A 21,428-nucleotide genomic window follows, 5' to 3' on the forward strand; every position below is an offset into this window, starting at 1 on the left:
AAGGGGAAAACAACCGGATGATGAATAATATGGGCGCGATCGTTGCCGAGATGCAAAAGCTGCAGCAGGAGCTGAAAAACAAAACCGTGGAAATCAGCGAAGGTGAAGGAATGTTCAGCATTGTGATGAGCGGCCAGCAACAAGTGCTGGAAATCAAATTCAGCCCGGGCGCGTTGAAACCGGGTAATGCCAAGGCGCTGGAAGGCATGGTGGCGAACGCGTTCAACAAAGCTGTCGCCGAATCAAAAAATCTGTTAAAAAATGAAATCTCCAAGTTGACCGGCGGGATGGAGCTTCCCAGTATACCCGGATTGTTTTAACATGATGGAAAATTTTCTCCGGGGAGGTGAGTTGATTGGCTGAAGATGTCAAAGGAACCGCCGTGTTGGAAGAGGCTGTCGCAAGGGTGCTGGAGCTGCAGTCAAAGTATGGAATGGACCAGGAAACAATGTTGATCTACATGTGTTCGGTCAACCTTACCAGTATCTTGAATCTGATTGGAAAGCGTTATCACGGCAGTTCCAGCGGATACATACAATCTCCGGTAACAGCGCCGACGACAGTACCAGCGCCGGCGCCGGTCAGCGCCACTGGAGGGAACCCGTCTCCGAACGATCTGGCGGGTATGCTGACAAGTTTGCTGGGCGGTCAGGGCGGCAGCGGCGGCCAGGGATTCAACCCCGCCGCGTTAATGAACCTTTTAGGGAGTCTTAGCGGCGGCCAGGGAGGCCAGGGACTAAATCCGGCCATGCTGATGAGTTTGCTGAGCGCCCTCGGCGGGCAGAATATGGACTTGGGCAACCTGATGAACATGCTGGCGGGTTTGATGGGAACAGGCTCCAAGAACAATACCAAGACTGAATCCTCAAAAGGCAAGCCGGCGGCATCCAAGGATGCGTCAAATGCGGCAGGCGCGGCTAAAAACGACCAGGGCGGGGAAAAACAAACCGTCCGGGAAATGCCGAAAATAATGAAATGGGATAACCTTGATCAACGCAAAAGAGCGCAAAGCTAAAAAGATGATCATACCGAACCATGTGATCGTTTGTTGCCGCTTGAAGGCAGTTCATGCTGCCCGGGAGCGGTTTATTTTATATATGGCGAAAAATAACGCGTTAAAAAAACGGGCTGATATTTATAATACCAGCCCGGTGGGGAGAGTCCCGGTTTAAAAAGAAACAGCCTTCTTCCAGAATAAAAGAATGCATGACTAAACCTCGAAATCGCCTGCTTCTTTTTGTCCCGGCGCATCATATTTAGGCTGCGCGGGCGGGGGAGAACTGGTTTCGTTGGTTGCCGATCCTGTCATAAAGGGCATCATCGCTGCATGAAAAGTATCGATACCACTTTTAATGCTTGACACTGTATCTTTTGTAGCCATGATAAAGGAATTCAGAGTATCTAGTTTCTTTTCCGACTCAGGGCTGACAGCGAGCATAAACAATAGAGGGAGCAAGCGGTACAAGCTGTTCACAACTCCTTTCTTTTGGTTGTTATCCTGCCTTGTCGTCATTTTAGTTTATGTTTATCGGGGGTATTCTGTTACAGAATGGCGGAGGGTGGGTGGCGGGGAGGCTAAATTAAGTTCTATTTGATCGCTTATATGCGTTACTTCCCGTGGTACCGTTGTATATACTACAATGTTGTTGTTGGAAAGAGTATTATTTATTGTTCTATCTTGTAGATATATGCAAATTATGGTGATATAATTAAGTAAATGTAATTAATTAATGCAAAAAGTCGATTAAGAGCCAAAATAATATAAAAAACCTTATACTTTACGATAAATATTAATTATGCCCAGATGATAACATAGTATTAAGAATTTGGTTTACTTAGGAGGGTTTTTCTTTGCATGCTTATATAAATATGAAAATAGATCCGTCTTCACCGGCCCTCCCTATCCAATATAATTATTTCGTTCAGTCGGCTATTTACGCGGCACTACCCAAAGATGTCGCCTCCCGTATTCATGACGAAGGTTACTCTGCGGGGAATAGGCGTTTTAAGATGTTTTCCTTCTCGCGAATTATGGGCAAGTTCTTCATTGACAGAACAGCAGGAACTATCAAATTTCCTGAAGGCGCCCGCCTGGTAATTTCTTCACCGGACATGGAATTTTTCCTTTCCCTGGTCAATAATCTGCTTACCAAAAACCACGTCCGGATTGGAGACTCCATTTTAAATATCAATGAAGTTCGTTTTGACGAGCAGAAAGTTGAGAGTGATGTTTTAATCGCACGGACTTTATCGCCAGTCGTAGCTTACAGTACTCTGCTAAAGCCGGAGGGAGGTAAATATACGTGTTACTACCAACCGGGTGAAGGTGATTTCAATAAACTTATTAACGCCAACCTGCGCAAGAAATATGAAGCCTTTTACGGAGAACAGCCCCCGGAAGGCGAAGTTCAGGCAAGACCGCTGGACAGGCCCCGCCTGCATGTGATGTCTTATAAGGGTACGGTTGTTAAAGGATACACCTGCCGGCTGAAGTTGACAGGTCCGCGCGAACTGCTGCAGATGGGACTTGATGCGGGGATTGGCGGGAAAGGGAGCCAGGGGTACGGGTGCGTGGAGATGGTGAAAGCAAGAAAAAAGGAAGAGATAATGAAGGAATGATTTCCAATATACCTCACTAACCCTCACTAATTTTTAGCTATTGCTTTTTGAAAAATTGCTTCAAAATAAGTCAAGTCAAAAGGCTTTGCACTTTTTTATCCGCCTCAAGCAAAGCTGCAGCAAGCCAATATAAATCAAATCCGGTATCCTTTTCTTGGCTGCAAAGGGCCAACATCTTATTGCGGTGATTTCTGTTAAATTATTAGAAAGGAAAATTATTTCTTTAAGGTTTAACCACACCAACGGTTTAAGCCTGAAAGGTGTACCCAAGGCCAAATCTACTTTTTGCTTTGTTTAACTGAAATCCTGGCAAAGGATAACTGACGCTTTTCAACCTGTACATCAATGCCTGCTCTTTTTAATGGTGTTAAAATTCTCGTGCAGTCAGCGCAACCGCAGCGGGATTGCCGGGTAAAAAAGACGATTTTGATACCCAGTAGGTAAAAGCCGGATCTTACTAAACATAGTCCGGCGAGCTCCAGACGAGGATTTTGCGAGTTGTTTTCATATGTAACCTCCTGGGGAGAACTAATAATTATTATGTAGATAGTTGAGCTATATTAATGAAAACAATTAATCCTTATAGGCAGGCTAAAAATTTTTTAATAATTGCAAAGCAAATATTTAAATTCCTTAAAGGTACAGCTATAATAATTATTCTCAACATCTCAAGAATATATAATATAGTTTTTTTTTGCAAGAAATTATTATTGACATAATTTAACTACAGTAATATTATATTTTTAAACAATATATAATTGCAAATCAAATTAAATTGATATAAATATGCCAAAGGAGGTGAGTTGGGCCGATAGAAGCCCTTAAACTATGACTAAAGGTGAGAAAATGCATTTGCGTTTTTCGAGAGCAGGCCATTTCTGGCTTGACTCAGGCCTTGTCGGGTTGAAAAAGATACTTGACGAGACAGAAAAGGATGTGATTATCCATGAAGACGCGGATGGATTTTTTCTGGAAGGGACTAAAGACGCTGTCATAGCAGCCATTGAAAAAGCTTATGATATTTTAATCAAACAGTATTATAACATTTCAACTCAGAAACAAAAAGAAGATACAAAAGCATATAACTTTTACTATGACAGCAAAGAAGGTCGTTTTTATAGCTTCCCCAAGAAAAAATCCTGTGGTATAGCCGAAGTTATTTATAACAAAGCGCCCAGGCCAACCGGCCAAATGATTAAATGGGCACATAAGAGTGAAAAAAAAGTAGAAATTTACTATCAGGGCAAAAAATTTAAACGCACTATAGCCAGATTGCCTGATTCACATGCTCATTTGCAGGACAGCATGGATGAATTTCTAAATCAGAATGAACTTGATATAACTACTGCCGGGCTCTTGTACGACGCTCCCTACGCAGTGAAACCCAAGATAAATATAAAAATTACGAACGACAACAAAAAAATTAAAGGCCACTGCTATTTCTGTGGACAGCCATCCGAAGTTCTGGAAGAAGCTACTCAAACAACATTTCCTCTTATAACTGGTACGTCAGGAGTTCTTTCATTTAACTCAATGGCCCAAAATCCTGAAAAAGTTTGCTGGAAATGTTCTCTTCTCGGTAAATTTGTTCCGGTGAATGGTTTTTACTATACCAGCGGGGACAATATCTTCATGTTTTTACCTTATTCATCTTCTTTCGAGAAAATGATAGATGTCTTTGATTCCTTACACGAGGCGGAATACAAGGACCCAAATTTTTATCGGAATTTTGACCATGGCCTTGATGGTTTTTTTTACCATGTGTTTGAAGTTGCTTTTGCCTTTCTCTTCACTTTATACAAAAAGGTACTCCTCCATCAAAAGGGGGGAGAAGAAGATTTTACCGTCCTAGACTGGGAAGAACTTCTTGATTTAACTTTGAATAAAGCCCCGATTGAATTTTACACAATGCACGCAAGAAAAGAAGGCAACACTTTTTCGATAAAAACTCTTTGGCCGTTCCGCGAATCGGTTTATTTTTACCTCTTATTGGATCATATAGAAAAAAATGGGGTTAAGATAAAGGAGGTAATGCGTCTTTTTTATGACCCCCAAGAAAAAAACGAAAATGCCACCCTTAAACGTAACCGTATTTGTGAAAGGATCTTAAAAAAGAAATCAATCCTCGATCTTGTTGAAATCTTCGTTTATGGCTCAGAAAGAACTTATATCAAACCAATCGTCGACTTTCTGTTAATCTATGAACCCGAAATAAGAAAGGATGATAGTGTTATGACCAGGGAAGAACAGGACACTGCCGTTACTCTCGGCAGGCGCATAGGCGCTGCGGTAGGAAAAAGTGAGGACGGGAAGAAAGGCGATCTATACGCCCTGCGTAAATCTAGAAAGAAAGTTGACTTTCTCGAACAGATTAACAGGTTGCAATTTAAATTGGGCAGTGCTTTCATTGTGCCTCCAGATATTTACGAAGGAAAACTAAATGATAATAATTTTCAGGAATTTAAGCAATTTTGCATGATCGCCGCCTTGAACAGCTTTAACGCCGCTACCAGTGAAACAAAAAAATAGGGAGGTTTCTAATAATGAAAAATGCTAAAGCGCTTACCATCACTTATCTCGTCCAAACATCACTCGGGAGCCTAAACGGCTCAGATAAAGAGGCAGACAATATTTCCAGCATAAAGAAGTTCACCCGTGGTACAGAACAATATCCTTATGGTTCAGCCCAGTGGGTAAGGCGTGCTTTACGTGATCAACTAGCCAATCTGGGATGGGAACTCTCTGAAGGGGTTGCGGCGACAATTAAAAAAGGCGCTGCCACTACACAACAGATGCCTGAAAAATATATTGACGATGATCTCTTTGGTTTCATGGGCACCGAAAAGGGAGACGAAGGCAAAAAAGGATCTGCTGTTAAGCGCACCTCCCCTGTACGGGTCTCGCCGCTCGTATCAATGGAAAGGTACAAGGGAGACCTTGACTTCGGCACCAACTACATGAGTGTATCTGCCGGAGGCACGCCAAATATTTTTGAAACAGAAATCCACTCTGGTTTCTACAGAGGAACTGTTTTAATAGAAATAGATCGTGTCGGTTGTGGAGAGGGCTTTAATAAGGCTCTCCCGGCAGATGAAAAAGCTAAAAGGGTAAAAGCTCTGATTTCCGCATTGAAAAACCTCTGGTCCTCAGGACGCCAGACCAGGTTCCTGGCTGATATTTCGCCCAAGTTCATAGCTTCCGCCCTTTTGAAGGTAAAAAATCCTGTTTTTTTGGAATCTTTAGTGCCAATAAACGAAGGCATAAACATTGATTTGCTTACAGAAGTGATTAAAGACTACAAAGAAGAGATTTTAGCAGTTACTTTCGGCGGCAGGAAAGAACTTTTCAAATACCTTCCCGAAAACACCGTCTCAATAGGAGAAGCGTTTGCAGCGATGGATAACTGGGTAAGTAGTTGTTATCTTTAATGAATTCAGGTGAAAGATATGTATTACTTTATTTTGGAAGCATATGCTCCAACAGCTTCATTCCGCTTGCCGGAGACACATACATTTCAGCAAACCCTGCCTTTACCACCGCTAACAGCTTTGCTGGGGTTAGCCGGAGCGGCAATGGGATTATCTTTTGATGCAGCGATGACACTAAGAGAAGAAGGTCTTGCCTGCGGGGTTTGGGGTAAACATAGCGGTGAAACAAACGACCTCTGGAAATTTCAAAAAATTAAATCGGGTGAAGTAATATCCGCAGTTCTTACGCGAGAAATCCTTTACGACTTAAAGCTATTCATTATTTATGCCTCAAAAAATGAAAGGAAAATAAATGAATTAAGACAGGCTTTTCTATCCCCTGTTTATGCTTTAACTGCCGGAACTAGCGACGACTTGCTTAAATTAAGGCTTGTTGGAAGTATTAAAAAAGCTGAACCAGTACCTCAAAGAAACTATGAATATACTATTTTACCCGGTGACCACAGTGAAAACTTCGAGTCATCTATTAAACTAGACGACTTGCCGTTGAACAGACCAGCTCGAGCACCGCGTGTTTTCTTGTTACCCGTGTCCTTTACGTTTAATGGTGATGAGCGCAGAGTGAAAAGTAGAGGACATTTCACGTTTATCGACACTCCGGTGACCCTGAAAAAACCGGTACCGGGTATTGCCTCGGAAGAAAGGATTCTGCCAATACTATGACCATTTTTTATGCCAAGGCAAAGCCAGATCAAACTTATCGGGAGCATATTGAAGAAGCTTATCGAGCATGGCGGGTAACTGTTGATGCCAAAAGGCGCTTAATTGAAAGGTTTTCTGAACAGCACGGCTTTCCCGTTGAAAGATTTTTAAAGGGATCGCTTCTTACGGTTGTTCTGCATGATCTGGGTAAAATGATTATCCCTTTCCAAGAGATGATGGAAGCCAAACGAACAGGCAAGAAATTCAACTTTAAGAATAATTACAGACATGAATTGGTCTCCTTTGTTTTTGCAGCCTATGCAGCTTCTCTTTTGAATAAAGAAACGCCTTTTACTAAACTTCCGGTCGAAGCTCTAGCCGTAGCCGGACACCACCGGCCTTTAAACACTGACCTGACATTTTTTGAAAGGGAAAGAACTTCACTTAATCCTCAAATTTCCCACGAGGGATTAAAGGAAGCACTGGAACTGGCTGAAGAAATATTTCTTCGCCATGGCTGGCAACTCCCGGCAATAAGTGACCGATTGGAGCAGGAAAAACCTTATAACCGACTGGCTGCCTTGGTTGATCCTTGTAACAACATTATTGGAAAATTACTGAATATTGACGGTCATGACAAAGCAAGAGATCTATATATACTCACCAAAGGACTTTTACATTATGCGGACTGGTATTCATCAGGAAAAACAGAAGTAAATTATTCGGTTGAAAAATCACCTGAACAGCTTATAGGTATTCTCGCTAAAAGGTGTCAAGAGAAAAAGATCCCCTTTTCTGGGCTTCGCCCCTTCCAGAGGGAAATGGGGGATTGCTCGGGACATCTGTTAGCCGTAGCCCCTACCGGTAGTGGAAAGACAGAGGGATCTCTCTTATGGGCCCTTAAAAACGCTACTGAGATGGGGAGGGCTAAGATCATATATCTCTTACCAACTATGAATACGGCTAACCAAATATGGCAGCGATTGTCCGATATATTCGGAAAGGAAAATGTTGGCCTTACTCATTCCACCGCCAATTTATTTTTATTAAATGAAAGCGAAGAAGGTGAAGGAGACTCCTGGGAAGACAGGCGCAACTTGCTTTTCGACCAATCTTTCATGCGACCTGTCACCGTAGGTACTGTCGACCAGTTGCTTACCAGCGGCTTTAACGCCGGACGTTGGGTTTTAAAAGAAATAAACGCGGCTAATGCGGTTATTGTTCTGGATGAAATACACTCCTATGATGGATGGACCCTCGGTTTATTGACTTCTTGCATCCGCCATTTAGCCGCCAGAGGAAGCAGATTTTTAATGATGAGCGCCACGGTGCCGCAGATGCTTATTGATATTTTAAAAAATGTATTAAACGATTTTACTCTAGTAAAAGAAGAGAGTCTGTTAAATGCCAGCCGCAGCTATTATCATGTTAAAGACTGCTATATTGAAGAGGCTGAGAGTGACATAATTAAAGCTGTCTCAGCAGGATATAAAGTTCTGGTAGTAGTTAATACGGTAGAAAAGTGCCAGCAATTGGCGCGGCATTTTTCTAAATTGAAACCGGTTTGTTATCACTCCCGCTTTATCTTGAAGGACCGCAAAAATATTGAAAAAGAATTAGAAAAAAAACAGTTTGTTATTGCAACCCAAGTAGTTGAGGTCTCCTTGGACATTGATTACGATTGGCTTTTCACTGAATGTGCCCCGCCTGACGCTGTCGCCCAGCGGGCAGGACGGATCAACCGCTACCGCGACCAAAAACGTGACAGTAGAATCTATATTTATAAAGCCTCTCCCCAAGCTGAAAAGATTTATAATCCATTGGAAGACCCTGATCTTTTGGAACGATCTTACAATGCTTTTCAATGTCATCGGGGAAAGCTTCGTGAAAAAGATTTAATAGATATCATTGAAGAAGTCTACAAGAACTACCGGATTGATGAAACAAAACCTTTTCAGGACGCATTGAAAGTATATAAACAAACTCAGCAAAAGAGGATGGCCATTTTTGACGGCAGGTTTGATGAAGATGAACAAGAAGTAACACGCCAGTCTAAATATGATACTATTTCAACCATACCTACCTGTTTTTTCGAAAATACTATCATTTTGCCACCCCAAGATAGAAAATGGTTTGAAGTTAAAGTACCGTTATGGTATTTTATGAAAAATAAAAAAGTTTATAGTGGTTTATCTTTTTGTAACCTTAAATATGACAATGAAATTGGCGCTTTACTGGAGCCAGATGAATCAAAGCCAAATATAATATAATTCGCTATAACATCTTCCAAAACTCTTCTTCCGATATTCTAAGCTGCTGTTTCAATATCTTTCGCCACAAGTTGGCGGGAATTTCCTTGCTTACAGAATGACTAACTCTTGTTCGTAAGATATCGCCATTGGCCAACACTTTTTCATAATACCAATGGTCTGTGTCCCTAATCATGACCCAGCCATTCTTTTTACAGTATCTTTTTAGGTCGCCGAATTTCGGGGGCATATTTTAAAACTCCAGGAGGGATTTAATTTCCCGTTCACTGTCGCAAAGCAAAATCCGCATAATATAAGGAAAATGTGTCTTGCGGTTTGGGGCGTTCAAAAATAGTTGGAGCCGGTCAAGATAATCTTGAGCGTAGATCATCATCTCTTTAACAAGCTCGTCAACAGCTTCGCCCAGGTTTGTCGCATTGACGGCTATGTCGATTTCATTTAAAGCAACTGTTAAAGAACCATCTTCTTCCGGTAAAATCTCCGGTTTTAGAAGGTAAGCCTTTAGTATATCCTGTTGCAATTCTCGCCGGAGCAATAAGACTTCTTCGTTTTGGCGGCGGTTAATGATAACCGGTAGATAACGGTGCCATACGTTATCATAAATTTCGGTCAAGGTTTTACGCGCATTAGTAAATTTTATCTCTGTAAGCATGGTCATACCTCCCAACCTCACTTTATCACAAGATGTACATTCTGTACAGATAAGATATGTTGAAAAAGAAAAATAATACCTTATTTAATATAACTAATGAAAATAATTTAATAACGGCTAAATAGTAGTCAACATCACTGGCGGCACCACAACTATGCAGCCGTCGTGCAACAAATTGCCTCGCGCGCAAGGGAAATGGGTTTGCTTGTGTAGCTTGCGGCCCTGGTGGACAGGCGGCCGCCGCAGAATCAGAGGGACAATCCCTATGGGCGGGGGAACTGATCTGGTTGGACCGGAATAAGGAGGGGTGATTAACTATGAATCAGCTGTTCTTTCAATGCCGGGCCATAACTCCAATGTTCATGGCCGGAGCCGATAACAAAGCCCGTCAAGCAAGCGCACTGGAATTACGGGCGCCTTCGGTAAAAGGCGTGATGCGCTTCTGGTGGCGAGCCGCGCAGGCGGAAAGCGACATAGCAATACTTAAAAGGAAAGAAGCGGCTATCTTTGGCGGTACAGGTGAGAGAGAGGGAAAAAGTAAATTTAGTATTAGAATTTTGAACTCGGCTGGAATAGGAGTTGGTGATTGCCGGGAATACAAGCCATTACCCCACCATACTGGTAACAGTAGTTGTTTTTGTGTACAAAAACAAGGTGAAAAAAGGTGCAGCAAAGGGCGGCCGCAGCCTGCTATTGCTACTGACCATATTTTTTCTGTAGCGTTTAGCAATTCTTTTGATCTATTGTCACAAGATTTCACACAAGAACATTTAAAGTCCCTGTTTACCCTTACTGCAATCATGGGCGGATTGGGTAAAAGGAGCCGCCGGGGTTTCGGCAGCTTTCAAATAACACAGGTAAACGGACAAAGTCAATCAGTAGCCGTAGACTTAAATTATATCTTAAGTTTACTCGAATTACTCGCGCCTCAAAAATATTATATATCGGGTAACAATATCGTTTTAGAAGGTAATTGTGACGGGAGTTATCCATATATCAAGGAAATCACCATAGGCAAACTTTATAGGTCAATTGACCGGTTGCTGGAAGTCATCGGAGAGGCATCTCATGATTATGCAAGTATGTACCTTGGAACCGCGGCAAAAAGACAGCGATTGGCCTCGCCTATTTATGTTTCCGTGATTGCGGAAGGAAATCAATTCCGTCCAGTCATTACCACTCTAAACACAGAGTTTTCTCCGGGATATCAAGCAGGCCCGCTAAATACTCAGAATAGCTTTAAGGTGGCGATTTTATGAAGAACTTGTTTTTGTTCAGCATCAGTCCGGTGCAGTCATTTATTGCTCAGGCCAGAAAAACCCAGGATCTCTTCGCCGGTAGTTATATCCTTTCCCATCTATGCCGGGTAGCCATAGAAAAAACAAGGGGAGAACCTTATCAAGCTGAGATTGTATTCCCGGACCCGTCGAACGAGACATTGCTCAACCGCTTCTTAGCAATTGTTGGGGAAAACACGAAAGAGTATCTTGCGGGTATGGGCTGGGCTGTTGAAAATGCCGTCAGGTCTGAATTCCAGCACATGGGCGATGCAATTCTGGATAAAATGGGTCTGCCCAAGCCGCCTGAATTTGACGAACAGATAAAGACTCACTGGCAGATCTTCTGGCTTTTTGAAGAGTTTGAAGAAGGATGTTTTGCGGATGCTTATAAAAAAGCCGAGCAAACCTTCGGAGCTTTGAAGAATTAAATTCCTTTATAAGTGGCGGTACGGGGACGAGTGGACCGTAGATTTGTTGAATACTTTAATCAATAAGATTAGGAAGAACAAAGCAATTGATCAGCATGTCCCGAATGGTATCGTTAACCGGACAGAAAACCTCTATGTCCGCGAATTTTCCAACACGTTTATAAAAAATCTCAACAGGGAAGTGTGGCAGTTGCTTGATGATAATATTGAAAACATTGAGTTTAATGTGGACAAGCTGATTGTAACTGAAATCAAAAGGCTCATACGCAGATCCTGCCTGCTTGGAAGAGAACCGGAAGAAGCACAGGCGGAATATGAAAAAAGAAAAAATGGAGCTGTATCCTTACTCTGCAAAACGACCGAAACACTGTACACAAACAGCGCCAGCCTGGAAAACTTTCTTGCGACACTGAATATTGCCGATTTTCTGGCGCGGGAGGTGAAATCATGATTATCCGCATGGAGGCACTTGACACACTTTTCTTCCGGGACGGCAAGCCTTTCAGTAGGGGTGATGAATCCTGGGCGAGCGATATGTTTCCGCCAAATCCGCCGGTGTTTTACGGCGCTTTGCGGAGCGCCTATTTTGCGCGGAATCCCGGTGAACTGTCAAAAGCAAACCAACCCGGCGATCCCACAGGCGGTTTGCAAATAAAAGGGCTTTACCTGCAAGTGGAGGACCAGGTCTGTCTGCCTTTGCCCCTTGACTGTGTGGGGCCTAAAGGAGACAGAGATAAAAAGGCCTTCCCCCTTAAGCTGGCAAAAGCCCCTGTCGTTTCCTCCCACCCGGCGCCATTGCTCTTGGAAAGCCCTGTCACCGGAGATGTGAAAGTGGTTGAGGGAGGTCTTTTGGATTATTCTTCAATGAATGAATATCTTAATCTGGTGAGAAGCGAGTTTTTTTAAAAGAAGTTGTCCGATTATGTCCTGTTTGAACCCAAAATCGGTATAGGGCGTGACAGCCAAACCCGGACAACTGCCGACCATATGCTATACCGGGCGGCAATGAGGCGGCTCGAGTCGGAAATAAAGGGCGGCTCAATCAACGAGAAAGTTTTTCTGCTGGTGGATTTCACCGGGCTGGATCTGCCGGGTGAGGGATAGGAGCAAAAACTGCTGTAGGGTATGGTTACTTTAATGGTTGAACTTTTTTAGAAACCTTTTGGGGTGATGAAACTTGGAAGAACACGAACTGCACGTAAGCGGAACCCTCATATGGTATTATTACATCTGTCCGCGGGAAGTTTGGCTAATCAGCCACCAGATAACACCTGATCAGGACGACTCCAATGTTTCTCTTGGTCGTTTTATTCAGGACTATTCATATCCCAGGGAACGTAAGGAACTCTCCGTGGGGTACAGTAAAATGGACGTATTTAAGGTTGATAACGGCAAATTATTTATCGGGGAAGTTAAAAAAACCTCCAAGTACCGTCAAAGCGCGCGGATGCAACTGGCTTTTTATCTTGATGAACTGAAGCAACGGGGCGTGGAAGCCAGAGGTGAATTGCGCTTTCCCCGGGAAAAATTGCGTGAAGAAGTTATCCTGGACGAAGTTACGGAAAAGGAACTGGAACGTACCAAGCGGGAGATATTACGTATCGTCTATCTATCCCAACCTCCTCCACCTGCTAAAATAAAGTTTTGTAAAAAATGCGCTTATGCAGAGTTTTGCTGGTCATGAAAGGAGCGGATAATTGTGAAAAAAACGCTCTACATATTCTCCAACGGGGAACTGGCCCGGAAAGATAATACGCTATGCTTTGAAAGCGAAGAAGCCAAAAAATTTATACCAGTGGAGGACACTGGTGAAATTATGGTATTTGGGGAAGTCACCGTTAACAAAAAATTGCTTGAATTCCTTTCCCAGAGGGAAATTATTCTTCATTTTTTCAGCCATTACGGCTATTACATGGGTTCCTTTTATCCCCGGGAACATCTAAATTCCGGCTATATTACCTTGAAGCAGGCTGAGCACTACCTGGACAAAAGCAAACGCCTTACTGTTGCCAGGGAAATAGTTCTTGGCGCAGTTAAAAACATTCGTCAGGTCCTGAAATATTACCAAGGCCGGGGGAAAAATGTAACAGAAATTCTTCAATCGGTAGAAAAACTCTTGGAAACGGTCAATGATTGCCCGGATATACAATCATTGATGGCCATTGAGGGTAACATCCGTGACTATTATTATAAAGCCTTTGACAGAATAATTGAAAATCCTGATTTTGTTTTCCAAGTACGCAGCAGACGTCCACCCAAGAATTATCTTAATACACTAATTAGTTTCGGCAACTCTTTGCTATATACCATATGCCTCAGTGAAATTTATAAAACACATATGGATCCCCGTATTGGTTACCTGCATGCCACCAACTTCCGCCGGTTTACATTAAACCTGGATCTTTCGGAAATCTTCAAGCCAATAATAGTAGATCGAATTATTTTTGCTTTGATTGGTAAAAAAATTGTTACAAAAAACGATTTTGACCGGGATACCGAAGGGATAATGCTGAAAGAAAAAGCCAAAAAGCGCTTCGTTGAAGAATTGGATAATAAGCTTAAAACTACAATAAACCACAGAGAAATCGGTCGTTCCGTTTCCTACCGGAGGCTGCTTCGACTGGAGCTTTATAAAATTGAAAAACACCTGATGGGCGAAAAGGATTACAAGGCATTTATAGCCAGGTGGTAACATATTTTATTGCGTGGTGTTTGACGTGTTTGTTATTTTGGTCTATGATGTCAATCAAAAGAGAGTTTCCAAAGTGTTGAAAAAATGTCGCCAGTACTTACACTGGGTTCAAAACTCCGTTTTAGAAGGTGAGATCTCAGAAGCCAATCTTAAAAAGCTAAAAATGGAATTGGAACGAATAATAAGGAAGGATGAGGATTCAGTGATTTTCTATAATTTACGAACTACAAAATACTCCTCCAGAGAAATAATTGGATTAGAAAAAGGTGGCCAGGAAAATATTATATAGACAAACATGCTGTTAACGTAACACCATCAGAAGGATGAAAATACATCACATAGAATCTCTTTCTTACGGCTGGCGAAGGGAGGTTGTTCTACCTTGGCGCCGCGAGCCCGTTATAATAGACAACTCCAACGACAGGTGCACCACAGATTGTTGCTCCGATCTTGGAAGCACGCAGGATAGAATAATCATTAATGGTTGTTACACCAGCCCTTCAATTTAATTGTCGTAGAAGGAGCAATAGATGGAAAGTCGTATACAGCCACTCTGCGGCCTCGACGTTCACAAAAAGACCGTTGTGCCCTGTGTTCTTACTTCTGAAAGAAAAGAGATTGGTACATTTTCAACGATGACAGATGACCTCATTTCCATGACGAACGAACTGGCTCAAAGATAAAGGTTGTACACATGTGGCAATGGAAAATACCGGTTCATTTCGGAAGCCCATTTTTAACCTGTTAGAACTAGAAAAAATCCAGGCTTTGGTGGTCAATGCAAAACATATGAAAAATGTACCTGGGCGCAAAACCGATGTCAAAAATACAGAATTGATTGTCGGTTTGTTTCGTCACGGTCTCTTGCAAGGCAGTTATACTCCTGACCGCGATCAAAGAGAATTGCGGGAAATCATTTGCTACTGCCGGAGTCTCATCGAAGAGCGTACCAGGGAAATTAACCGCATCCAAAATGTCCTTGAAGGGGCTAACATCAAATTTTTTTCCATAGCCAGCGATATGCTGGGCAAATCGGCGCGCGCCATAATGAAGCGATGATTGTTGATGAAGAAGACTCGAAAATCTTGTCCGAGTTGGCCCAGCGTAGACTCAAGAACAAGAAACCAGAATTGCAGCGGGCACTTAATGGTCTAATCGGGCCCAAAATTAATGCTTAAAACCCAGTTACGTCATATCGACTTTCTGGCAGAGAAAATCAAAAAACTAGACGAAGAGATTAAGGAGCGAATGCTCCCTTTTGACTAAGACCTGGAGTTGGTGGATACCATTCCCCGAGAAGGTCGACTCACGGCTGAGCAAATTTTAGCCGAAATAGGAACCGATATGGACCGATTTCCCTTCCGCTGTTGCAGTTATTCATATATTCAACTATAGCCTACTATATTGTTAAGCTAAAGCAACCTTGATATTGAGCTTGGTTCATTTAACACGTCATTAATTTCAGGATAGGTTACTCAGGTTACTCTACATATTATGTCATCGATCTATGGTAGGGTATAATTTCTAGTGGACTGACGACAACTACAACATGGTAAACCCGTAAGAAATAAGGCATTAGTTAAATACAATGATGGAGAGTGAGAAATTTTTTTAAAATTAAGGCTTTTTTTTGGGGCCCTAAATGGGTTTTTAGACTGCCTATAAGGAATTGAAACATGCAGGCTGCATGAACCGCAAAACTGTTGTGTTTCGTTTTTAGACTGCCTATAAGGAATTGAAACGAATCTTCCTCCAGGTCAGGCCGCGGATCCGCATACTGTTTTTAGACTGCCTATAAGGAATTGAAACTCGCTTGCCCATCAATCCTGCCCACTGCCGATATCGTTTTTAGACTGCCTATAAGGAATTGAAACGGATTTCAGAGGCGGGAATATCTAGGCTAAGCGCCTCGTTTTTAGACTGCCTATAAGGAATTGAAACTAGAACTTCTAACTCTGTCCACAAATCTTACTGCCTCCGTTTTTAGACTGCCTATAAGGAATTGAAACCGAGCCGGAGACAATTAAATCCATAATGATTGAACGCTAGTTTTTAGACTGCCTATAAGGAATTGAAACGACTTCACTGAATCAAAAATGAAGGCGTACAAGACAAAGTTTTTAGACTGCCTATAAGGAATTGAAACTAAATCGTCAATCAGCCGTCATTTTAGCCGTCAGAGTTTTTAGACTGCCTATAAGGAATTGAAACATCCTTCCGTCACAGCCACCAATGTTTCATAGTCTGTTTTTAGACTGCCTATAAGGAATTGAAACCAGGTTGCAATAATCGCTCCATAAGGTAAATCATCTTGGTTTTTAGACTGCCTATAAGGAATTGAAACCAGCAATCCGGTCGATAAACCAGCCAGCGAATTTTTTGTTTTTAGACTGCCTATAAGGAATTGAAACTACTGCCAGATGGTGGGCCGCGGCACCCGGTTATTCGTTTTTAGACTGCCTATAAGGAATTGAAACTTCAATAATGCTTCTTGTTGACGCAGAAAAACTGTGTTTTTAGACTGCCTATAAGGAATTGAAACCCAGATGATGTGCTGGCTCAACTATACGAAATCTTTCGCGTTTTTAGACTGCCTATAAGGAATTGAAACACGTCATACCCCGGAGGTAAAACATTTATAGTGCCCGCGTTTTTAGACTGCCTATAAGGAATTGAAACTTAGAGAACTGGAGTTGCCGGTTGCCTGCCTGGTGCGTTTTTAGACTGCCTATAAGGAATTGAAACATGGTCAGGAAATTTACTCTGATGTACCGCCACAAAGTTTTTAGACTGCCTATAAGGAATTGAAACTCAGCTTGTGTTTCCAGCGCTCGCAGGTTCTGGCGCGTTTTTAGACTGCCTATAAGGAATTGAAACCAATAATTATCTTTTATCTTGTCTCTTTCCCGACAGTGTTTTTAGACTGCCTATAAGGAATTGAAACTAGTTTGTCGGAGCCCTTTTTCTCTCGGTAAACAGTGTTTTTAGACTGCCTATAAGGAATTGAAACAAGACCAGAAACAGCGAAACCGGCACAACTGACAGCGTTTTTAGACTGCCTATAAGGAATTGAAACTTCCAAGCTGGAAGGTTGTCCAGAATTGCCGGTCCTTTCGTTTTTAGACTGCCTATAAGGAATTGAAACTTAAATAATCCTCCTAAAATCCATTTATTATGCTCGTTTTTAGACTGCCTATAAGGAATTGAAACTCAGACAACGGTAAACAATATTACAACTTCAGGCCACGGTTTTTAGACTGCCTATAAGGAATTGAAACTTATTTACGGCCCTTTGGAGCGTATTAACCGGCTGAGTTTTTAGACTGCCTATAAGGAATTGAAACATTTGAGGATTGCCAATATTAACAGTTCCTTGAGCAAGTTTTTAGACTGCCTATAAGGAATTGAAACTTTTATGGGCAGCACAGCACTTCAAGTTCTGCATAGCGTTTTTAGACTGCCTATAAGGAATTGAAACAATTATGATACTTTCAATTTTATCATACCAATCTTTTGTTTTTAGACTGCCTATAAGGAATTGAAACCAGAGTGACGCCGCTTCTTGCGGCGGTAATGCCCTCGTTTTTAGACTGCCTATAAGGAATTGAAACTACGGTGTTATAATTAATCAAGGTAAGAGAACACAGAGTTTTTAGACTGCCTATAAGGAATTGAAACCAAATCTCATCAGCCCTACTGTCACATATCCACTTCAGTTTTTAGACTGCCTATAAGGAATTGAAACTTGTATATACTTTTATTATCATAAAACAGTTAGACCGTTTTTAGACTGCCTATAAGGAATTGAAACTTCAGCATGTCAGCCGGCATCTTACAAATCTCATCAGCGTTTTTAGACTGCCTATAAGGAATTGAAACCCTCAAAAGTGCGGTAATTCTACCTCAAAATAAATTGGTTTTTAGACTGCCTATAAGGAATTGAAACAACCATTCCAGTCCTGCGATTACCTTGCGCTATATCGTTTTTAGACTGCCTATAAGGAATTGAAACGATTAAGAACGTAGCAATAGCAAGGATTGCGGGGGCGTTTTTAGACTGCCTATAAGGAATTGAAACATATGCGGGTGGTGCGCTTTTACCCACTTTGACACGGTTTTTAGACTGCCTATAAGGAATTGAAACTATCTTCGGGACTCTCTCCCGGACAACCAAAGATCACGTTTTTAGACTGCCTATAAGGAATTGAAACTTGGGACAGACTACGAGAAGGCCGGGAAGTGGTCACAGTTTTTAGACTGCCTATAAGGAATTGAAACTGATCTTGCTCTCATTTCCGCTTCCCGGTGCGTCCGTTTTTAGACTGCCTATAAGGAATTGAAACTATAATAAGTTGTGTTAGATTGCAATACATAATTATTAGTTTTTAGACTGCCTATAAGGAATTGAAACGTGGGTGTTTCGCCTTTCGCCCTGGCGACATACTCGGGTTTTTAGACTGCCTATAAGGAATTGAAACTGGGAAGGTGGCTCGGAAAACCACCGTTCGGGCTGCAGAGTTTTTAGACTGCCTATAAGGAATTGAAACTTAAACGTAATAAACATTTTTGTAATAGTCCCATTATGTTTTTAGACTGCCTATAAGGAATTGAAACAAACTGTTTGCATCGGTACTCCGCTCATGGTTGCCTCCGTTTTTAGACTGCCTATAAGGAATTGAAACTCTAACACAATAGCATTGTGTTAGATTGTAAAAGTGAGTTTTTAGACTGCCTATAAGGAATTGAAACTGGATATGTCAACAAGAAATAATAGTGTTGATAATAAGTTTTTAGACTGCCTATAAGGAATTGAAACTGGTATAGCCTCGCCGGGTGTGCTCGGCATCGTCCATGTTTTTAGACTGCCTATAAGGAATTGAAACTTCCTTCCAGTCCATCTCCTGAATATCAATGTCAGGTTTTTAGACTGCCTATAAGGAATTGAAACCTGCGGCGGCCTCCGGGCTACCGTACCTGGTTTCGGTTTTTAGACTGCCTATAAGGAATTGAAACTTCCAATCGCATATCGGACAAATTATCGGCATTGTATGTTTTTAGACTGCCTATAAGGAATTGAAACACCTCCCTTAATTTAAAATTTAACCCTGCCGCAAAGCGTTTTTAGACTGCCTATAAGGAATTGAAACAAATTGAAACCTGGAGCCTTAATAATAAGCCAGTCAAAGTTTTTAGACTGCCTATAAGGAATTGAAACTTTCAGACACGAGGCGCAAAAGTATGCAGATACATGAGTTTTTAGACTGCCTATAAGGAATTGAAACAGGAGGTCTCACCCTATGAAAATCCCGCCACGCGCGGAAAGTTTTTAGACTGCCTATAAGGAATTGAAACCCGTTGGACGGTACATACAGGGTGCATACCCTTGCGCCGTTTTTAGACTGCCTATAAGGAATTGAAACTCGCAAACGGCTTATGTTGCACTCGTTCTGTCACCGTTTTTAGACTGCCTATAAGGAATTGAAACCGTCCCTTCCGGGAGCGTGAAACTACTAGCCATGGAAACGTTTTTAGACTGCCTATAAGGAATTGAAACGTGTGTAGACCTATAACTATATATTTTACTTATATTGTTTTTAGACTGCCTATAAGGAATTGAAACACCTTCTTTGGAGGTTTAACGGCATTAGCAGGATTCCTGGTTTTTAGACTGCCTATAAGGAATTGAAACTAGAGGCTGAACACTATCTAAGAAACTGGAAAGATTGTGTTTTTAGACTGCCTATAAGGAATTGAAACATGTTGGTAAGTGAACTAATTAAAGAACTACAAGAGCGTTTTTAGACTGCCTATAAGGAATTGAAACGTTGATATCCAGGGAGACGAACTGAAAATAATTCTGTTTTTAGACTGCCTATAAGGAATTGAAACAATATTGTGAGCTTGCCAAAGAGAAAAAATGCAACTGTTTTTAGACTGCCTATAAGGAATTGAAACTTGTCCTTATCCACGCTGGTCACTTCGGCCTCGGAAGTTTTTAGACTGCCTATAAGGAATTGAAACCCGCAATCGTGGCCGACTTCCGGCGCGGGCTTTTGAGTTTTTAGACTGCCTATAAGGAATTGAAACTTGTCAGGGTTAGACATATCGACACGGGTTCTTATTTGTTTTTAGACTGCCTATAAGGAATTGAAACTTGTATCAGATAAAGGGAGAGATATCAACTACCTCATCGTTTTTAGACTGCCTATAAGGAATTGAAACATCCGATTACCTGGCCGCCTGTCGGCCGGTTGACTGTGTTTTTAGACTGCCTATAAGGAATTGAAACGTACTGAGGGCTATCTGGGCCATTTTACTTAATTCCTCGTTTTTAGACTGCCTATAAGGAATTGAAACGCCGAACTGCAACGACAGCAGGGATTCGGGGAATACCGTTTTTAGACTGCCTATAAGGAATTGAAACATTCTTCAATATTAGGAACACCTTGCCCCCTTAGCTTCGTTTTTAGACTGCCTATAAGGAATTGAAACTCCTCACTAAATCTTCTGTTCCGATGTCGTTTCCAACGTTTTTAGACTGCCTATAAGGAATTGAAACCATTGTCGGCGCTATCGGTATAGTGTCATTTATTTTGGCGTTTTTAGACTGCCTATAAGGAATTGAAACGTTTTATCGCCAGCCCAATACACATCTGCCCCAATGCCGTTTTTAGACTGCCTATAAGGAATTGAAACCAGGACTGTGAGATTGAGATTACTTCCGACCAGGCGGTTTTTAGACTGCCTATAAGGAATTGAAACATTAATTCACTACCGGTATCATGTATTTGCTGCCATTGGTTTTTAGACTGCCTATAAGGAATTGAAACTAAATATACTCCAAAAAAGTGTCAATACCCTATTGACGTTTTTAGACTGCCTATAAGGAATTGAAACATTAGACGGTCAATAACCATGCGCCCCGCTCCGTATTTGTTTTTAGACTGCCTATAAGGAATTGAAACGCCTTTAAACTGGACCCGGTCACAAAGGACCGGGCTGCGTTTTTAGACTGCCTATAAGGAATTGAAACTGTGATCCGTCCACTACGGGACAGGTTTAACGGGGGAGAGTTTTTAGACTGCCTATAAGGAATTGAAACATTAGATGCCAGAATCTATGTGGAGTATAAGGGCCAAGTTTTTAGACTGCCTATAAGGAATTGAAACAGTAAAAACCAAGAATCCATATTTTAAATGACTACAGTTTTTAGACTGCCTATAAGGAATTGAAACTCCAGCTAGTTAACTCGTTGATTTGGCCCCTTTCTGCGCGTTTTTAGACTGCCTATAAGGAATTGAAACCGAGATGGCTAAACAACTGGAGGTGATGCCACATGAGTTTTTAGACTGCCTAT

At 41.8% G+C, this 21,428-nt stretch carries 19 protein-coding genes, 1 pseudogene and 1 CRISPR repeat array (1 of these 21 only partly in view); of the genes and pseudogenes, 17 read left to right on the forward strand and 3 right to left on the reverse strand.

What is annotated here, in order from left to right; translation table 11 throughout:
• Positions 1–8: 8 nt before the first annotated feature.
• Together L9W92_RS13095 and L9W92_RS13100 are read left to right on the forward strand one after the other, a co-directional pair.
• Positions 9–320: pseudogene (locus L9W92_RS13095) on the forward strand (YbaB/EbfC family nucleoid-associated protein); the annotation flags it as partial.
• A gap of 35 nt (positions 321–355) precedes the next feature.
• A complete protein-coding gene (locus L9W92_RS13100) occupies positions 356–1,015 on the forward strand; it encodes a hypothetical protein (RefSeq protein WP_240084203.1) in 660 nt (219 codons plus the stop codon).
• Positions 1,016–1,210: 195 nt separating this feature from the next.
• Here the strand turns inward: L9W92_RS13100 and L9W92_RS13105 are convergent, their stop codons facing one another.
• Positions 1,211–1,513 (reverse strand): hypothetical protein, encoded by a 303-nt coding sequence (locus L9W92_RS13105; protein ID WP_240084204.1) that lies wholly within the window; start codon positions 1,511–1,513, stop codon positions 1,211–1,213.
• 338 nt (positions 1,514–1,851) lie between these two features.
• Here L9W92_RS13105 and cas6 point away from each other — a divergent pair, with 338 nt between their 5' ends.
• The 5 genes from cas6 to cas3 all read left to right on the forward strand — a co-directional run bounded on the left by cas6 (position 1,852) and on the right by cas3 (position 9,019).
• Positions 1,852–2,619 (forward strand): CRISPR-associated endoribonuclease Cas6, encoded by a 768-nt coding sequence (gene cas6 / locus L9W92_RS13110; RefSeq protein WP_240084205.1) that lies wholly within the window; start codon positions 1,852–1,854, stop codon positions 2,617–2,619.
• An 828-nt stretch (positions 2,620–3,447) separates the two neighbouring features.
• Positions 3,448–5,148: a hypothetical protein gene (locus L9W92_RS13115; RefSeq protein WP_240084206.1), complete on the forward strand. Its 1,701-nt coding sequence runs from the start codon at positions 3,448–3,450 to the stop codon at positions 5,146–5,148.
• Between the two features lie 14 nt (positions 5,149–5,162).
• Positions 5,163–6,047 (forward strand): type I-B CRISPR-associated protein Cas7/Cst2/DevR, encoded by an 885-nt coding sequence (gene cas7i, locus L9W92_RS13120; protein ID WP_240084207.1) that lies wholly within the window; start codon positions 5,163–5,165, stop codon positions 6,045–6,047.
• An 18-nt stretch (positions 6,048–6,065) separates the two neighbouring features.
• On the forward strand, positions 6,066–6,770 hold the full coding sequence (gene cas5, locus L9W92_RS13125) for a CRISPR-associated protein Cas5 (protein ID WP_240084208.1): 705 nt from the start codon (positions 6,066–6,068) through the stop codon (positions 6,768–6,770).
• On the forward strand, positions 6,767–9,019 hold the full coding sequence (gene cas3 / locus L9W92_RS13130; protein WP_240084209.1) for a CRISPR-associated helicase Cas3': 2,253 nt from the start codon (positions 6,767–6,769) through the stop codon (positions 9,017–9,019). The genes cas5 and cas3 overlap by 4 nt, the downstream gene beginning before the upstream one ends.
• Before the next feature lie 4 nt (positions 9,020–9,023).
• Here the strand turns inward: cas3 and L9W92_RS13135 are convergent, their stop codons facing one another.
• Entirely contained in the window at positions 9,024–9,248 is a 225-nt protein-coding gene (locus L9W92_RS13135; protein WP_240084210.1) for a type II toxin-antitoxin system HicA family toxin, read from the reverse strand.
• A gap of 3 nt (positions 9,249–9,251) precedes the next feature.
• A complete protein-coding gene (locus tag L9W92_RS13140) occupies positions 9,252–9,671 on the reverse strand; it encodes a RelB antitoxin-like protein (RefSeq protein ID WP_240084211.1) in 420 nt (139 codons plus the stop codon).
• A 317-nt stretch (positions 9,672–9,988) separates the two neighbouring features.
• Between L9W92_RS13140 and cmr1 the strand changes: the two genes are divergently transcribed.
• The 10 genes from cmr1 to L9W92_RS13190 all read left to right on the forward strand — a co-directional run bounded on the left by cmr1 (position 9,989) and on the right by L9W92_RS13190 (position 15,130).
• Positions 9,989–10,930, forward strand: coding sequence for a type III-B CRISPR module RAMP protein Cmr1 (gene cmr1, locus L9W92_RS13145; RefSeq protein ID WP_240084212.1), 942 nt, complete (start codon positions 9,989–9,991; stop codon positions 10,928–10,930).
• Positions 10,927–11,379: a type III-B CRISPR-associated protein Cas10/Cmr2 gene (locus tag L9W92_RS13150; protein WP_240084213.1), complete on the forward strand. Its 453-nt coding sequence runs from the start codon at positions 10,927–10,929 to the stop codon at positions 11,377–11,379. Before cmr1 ends, L9W92_RS13150 begins: the two co-directional genes overlap by 4 nt.
• Before the next feature lie 43 nt (positions 11,380–11,422).
• Positions 11,423–11,830 (forward strand): hypothetical protein, encoded by a 408-nt coding sequence (locus L9W92_RS13155; protein WP_240084214.1) that lies wholly within the window; start codon positions 11,423–11,425, stop codon positions 11,828–11,830.
• Positions 11,827–12,285 (forward strand): type III-B CRISPR module-associated Cmr3 family protein, encoded by a 459-nt coding sequence (locus tag L9W92_RS13160; RefSeq protein ID WP_240084215.1) that lies wholly within the window; start codon positions 11,827–11,829, stop codon positions 12,283–12,285. Before L9W92_RS13155 ends, L9W92_RS13160 begins: the two co-directional genes overlap by 4 nt.
• Before the next feature lie 6 nt (positions 12,286–12,291).
• Positions 12,292–12,483, forward strand: coding sequence for a hypothetical protein (locus tag L9W92_RS13165; protein WP_240084216.1), 192 nt, complete (start codon positions 12,292–12,294; stop codon positions 12,481–12,483).
• A gap of 73 nt (positions 12,484–12,556) precedes the next feature.
• On the forward strand, positions 12,557–13,063 hold the full coding sequence (cas4, locus tag L9W92_RS13170) for a CRISPR-associated protein Cas4 (protein ID WP_240084217.1): 507 nt from the start codon (positions 12,557–12,559) through the stop codon (positions 13,061–13,063).
• 15 nt (positions 13,064–13,078) lie between these two features.
• Positions 13,079–14,071 carry a type I-B CRISPR-associated endonuclease Cas1b gene (gene cas1b / locus L9W92_RS13175; protein WP_240084218.1) on the forward strand — a complete coding sequence of 331 codons (993 nt, stop codon included), beginning with the start codon at positions 13,079–13,081 and terminating at the stop codon, positions 14,069–14,071.
• Positions 14,072–14,096: 25 nt separating this feature from the next.
• Positions 14,097–14,360 (forward strand): CRISPR-associated endonuclease Cas2, encoded by a 264-nt coding sequence (gene cas2, locus L9W92_RS13180; RefSeq protein ID WP_240084219.1) that lies wholly within the window; start codon positions 14,097–14,099, stop codon positions 14,358–14,360.
• A 241-nt stretch (positions 14,361–14,601) separates the two neighbouring features.
• The gene (locus L9W92_RS13185) at positions 14,602–14,754 is read left to right on the forward strand and encodes an IS110 family transposase (protein ID WP_240084220.1); all 153 of its coding nucleotides are present in this window, start codon (positions 14,602–14,604) and stop codon (positions 14,752–14,754) included.
• A 19-nt stretch (positions 14,755–14,773) separates the two neighbouring features.
• Entirely contained in the window at positions 14,774–15,130 is a 357-nt protein-coding gene (locus tag L9W92_RS13190; RefSeq protein WP_240084221.1) for an IS110 family transposase, read from the forward strand.
• 587 nt (positions 15,131–15,717) lie between these two features.
• Positions 15,718–21,428: direct repeats of the CRISPR family, unit length 30 nt; unit sequence GTTTTTAGACTGCCTATAAGGAATTGAAAC (it continues 6,503 nt past the right edge of the window).

The sequence above is a fragment of the Pelotomaculum terephthalicicum JT genome, from assembly GCF_022410535.1.
Taxonomy (GTDB): domain Bacteria; phylum Bacillota; class Desulfotomaculia; order Desulfotomaculales; family Pelotomaculaceae; genus Pelotomaculum_D; species Pelotomaculum_D terephthalicicum.

Excerpts from the sequence above, each read along its gene's own strand:
- cmr1 (WP_240084212.1), top strand. The coding sequence starts at position 9,989 with ATGAATCAGCTGTTCTTTCAATGCCGGGCCATAACTCCAATGTTCATG.
- L9W92_RS13135 (WP_240084210.1), bottom strand. The coding sequence starts at position 9,248 with ATGCCCCCGAAATTCGGCGACCTAAAAAGATACTGTAAAAAGAATGGC.
- cas5 (WP_240084208.1), top strand. The coding sequence starts at position 6,066 with ATGTATTACTTTATTTTGGAAGCATATGCTCCAACAGCTTCATTCCGC.
- L9W92_RS13115 (WP_240084206.1), top strand. The coding sequence starts at position 3,448 with ATGACTAAAGGTGAGAAAATGCATTTGCGTTTTTCGAGAGCAGGCCAT.
- L9W92_RS13190 (WP_240084221.1), top strand. The coding sequence starts at position 14,774 with ATGGAAAATACCGGTTCATTTCGGAAGCCCATTTTTAACCTGTTAGAA.
- L9W92_RS13160 (WP_240084215.1), top strand. The coding sequence starts at position 11,827 with ATGATTATCCGCATGGAGGCACTTGACACACTTTTCTTCCGGGACGGC.
- cas7i (WP_240084207.1), top strand. The coding sequence starts at position 5,163 with ATGAAAAATGCTAAAGCGCTTACCATCACTTATCTCGTCCAAACATCA.
- L9W92_RS13185 (WP_240084220.1), top strand. The coding sequence starts at position 14,602 with ATGGAAAGTCGTATACAGCCACTCTGCGGCCTCGACGTTCACAAAAAG.
- L9W92_RS13140 (WP_240084211.1), bottom strand. The coding sequence starts at position 9,671 with ATGCTTACAGAGATAAAATTTACTAATGCGCGTAAAACCTTGACCGAA.
- cas3 (WP_240084209.1), top strand. The coding sequence starts at position 6,767 with ATGACCATTTTTTATGCCAAGGCAAAGCCAGATCAAACTTATCGGGAG.
- L9W92_RS13105 (WP_240084204.1), bottom strand. The coding sequence starts at position 1,513 with ATGACGACAAGGCAGGATAACAACCAAAAGAAAGGAGTTGTGAACAGC.
- L9W92_RS13150 (WP_240084213.1), top strand. The coding sequence starts at position 10,927 with ATGAAGAACTTGTTTTTGTTCAGCATCAGTCCGGTGCAGTCATTTATT.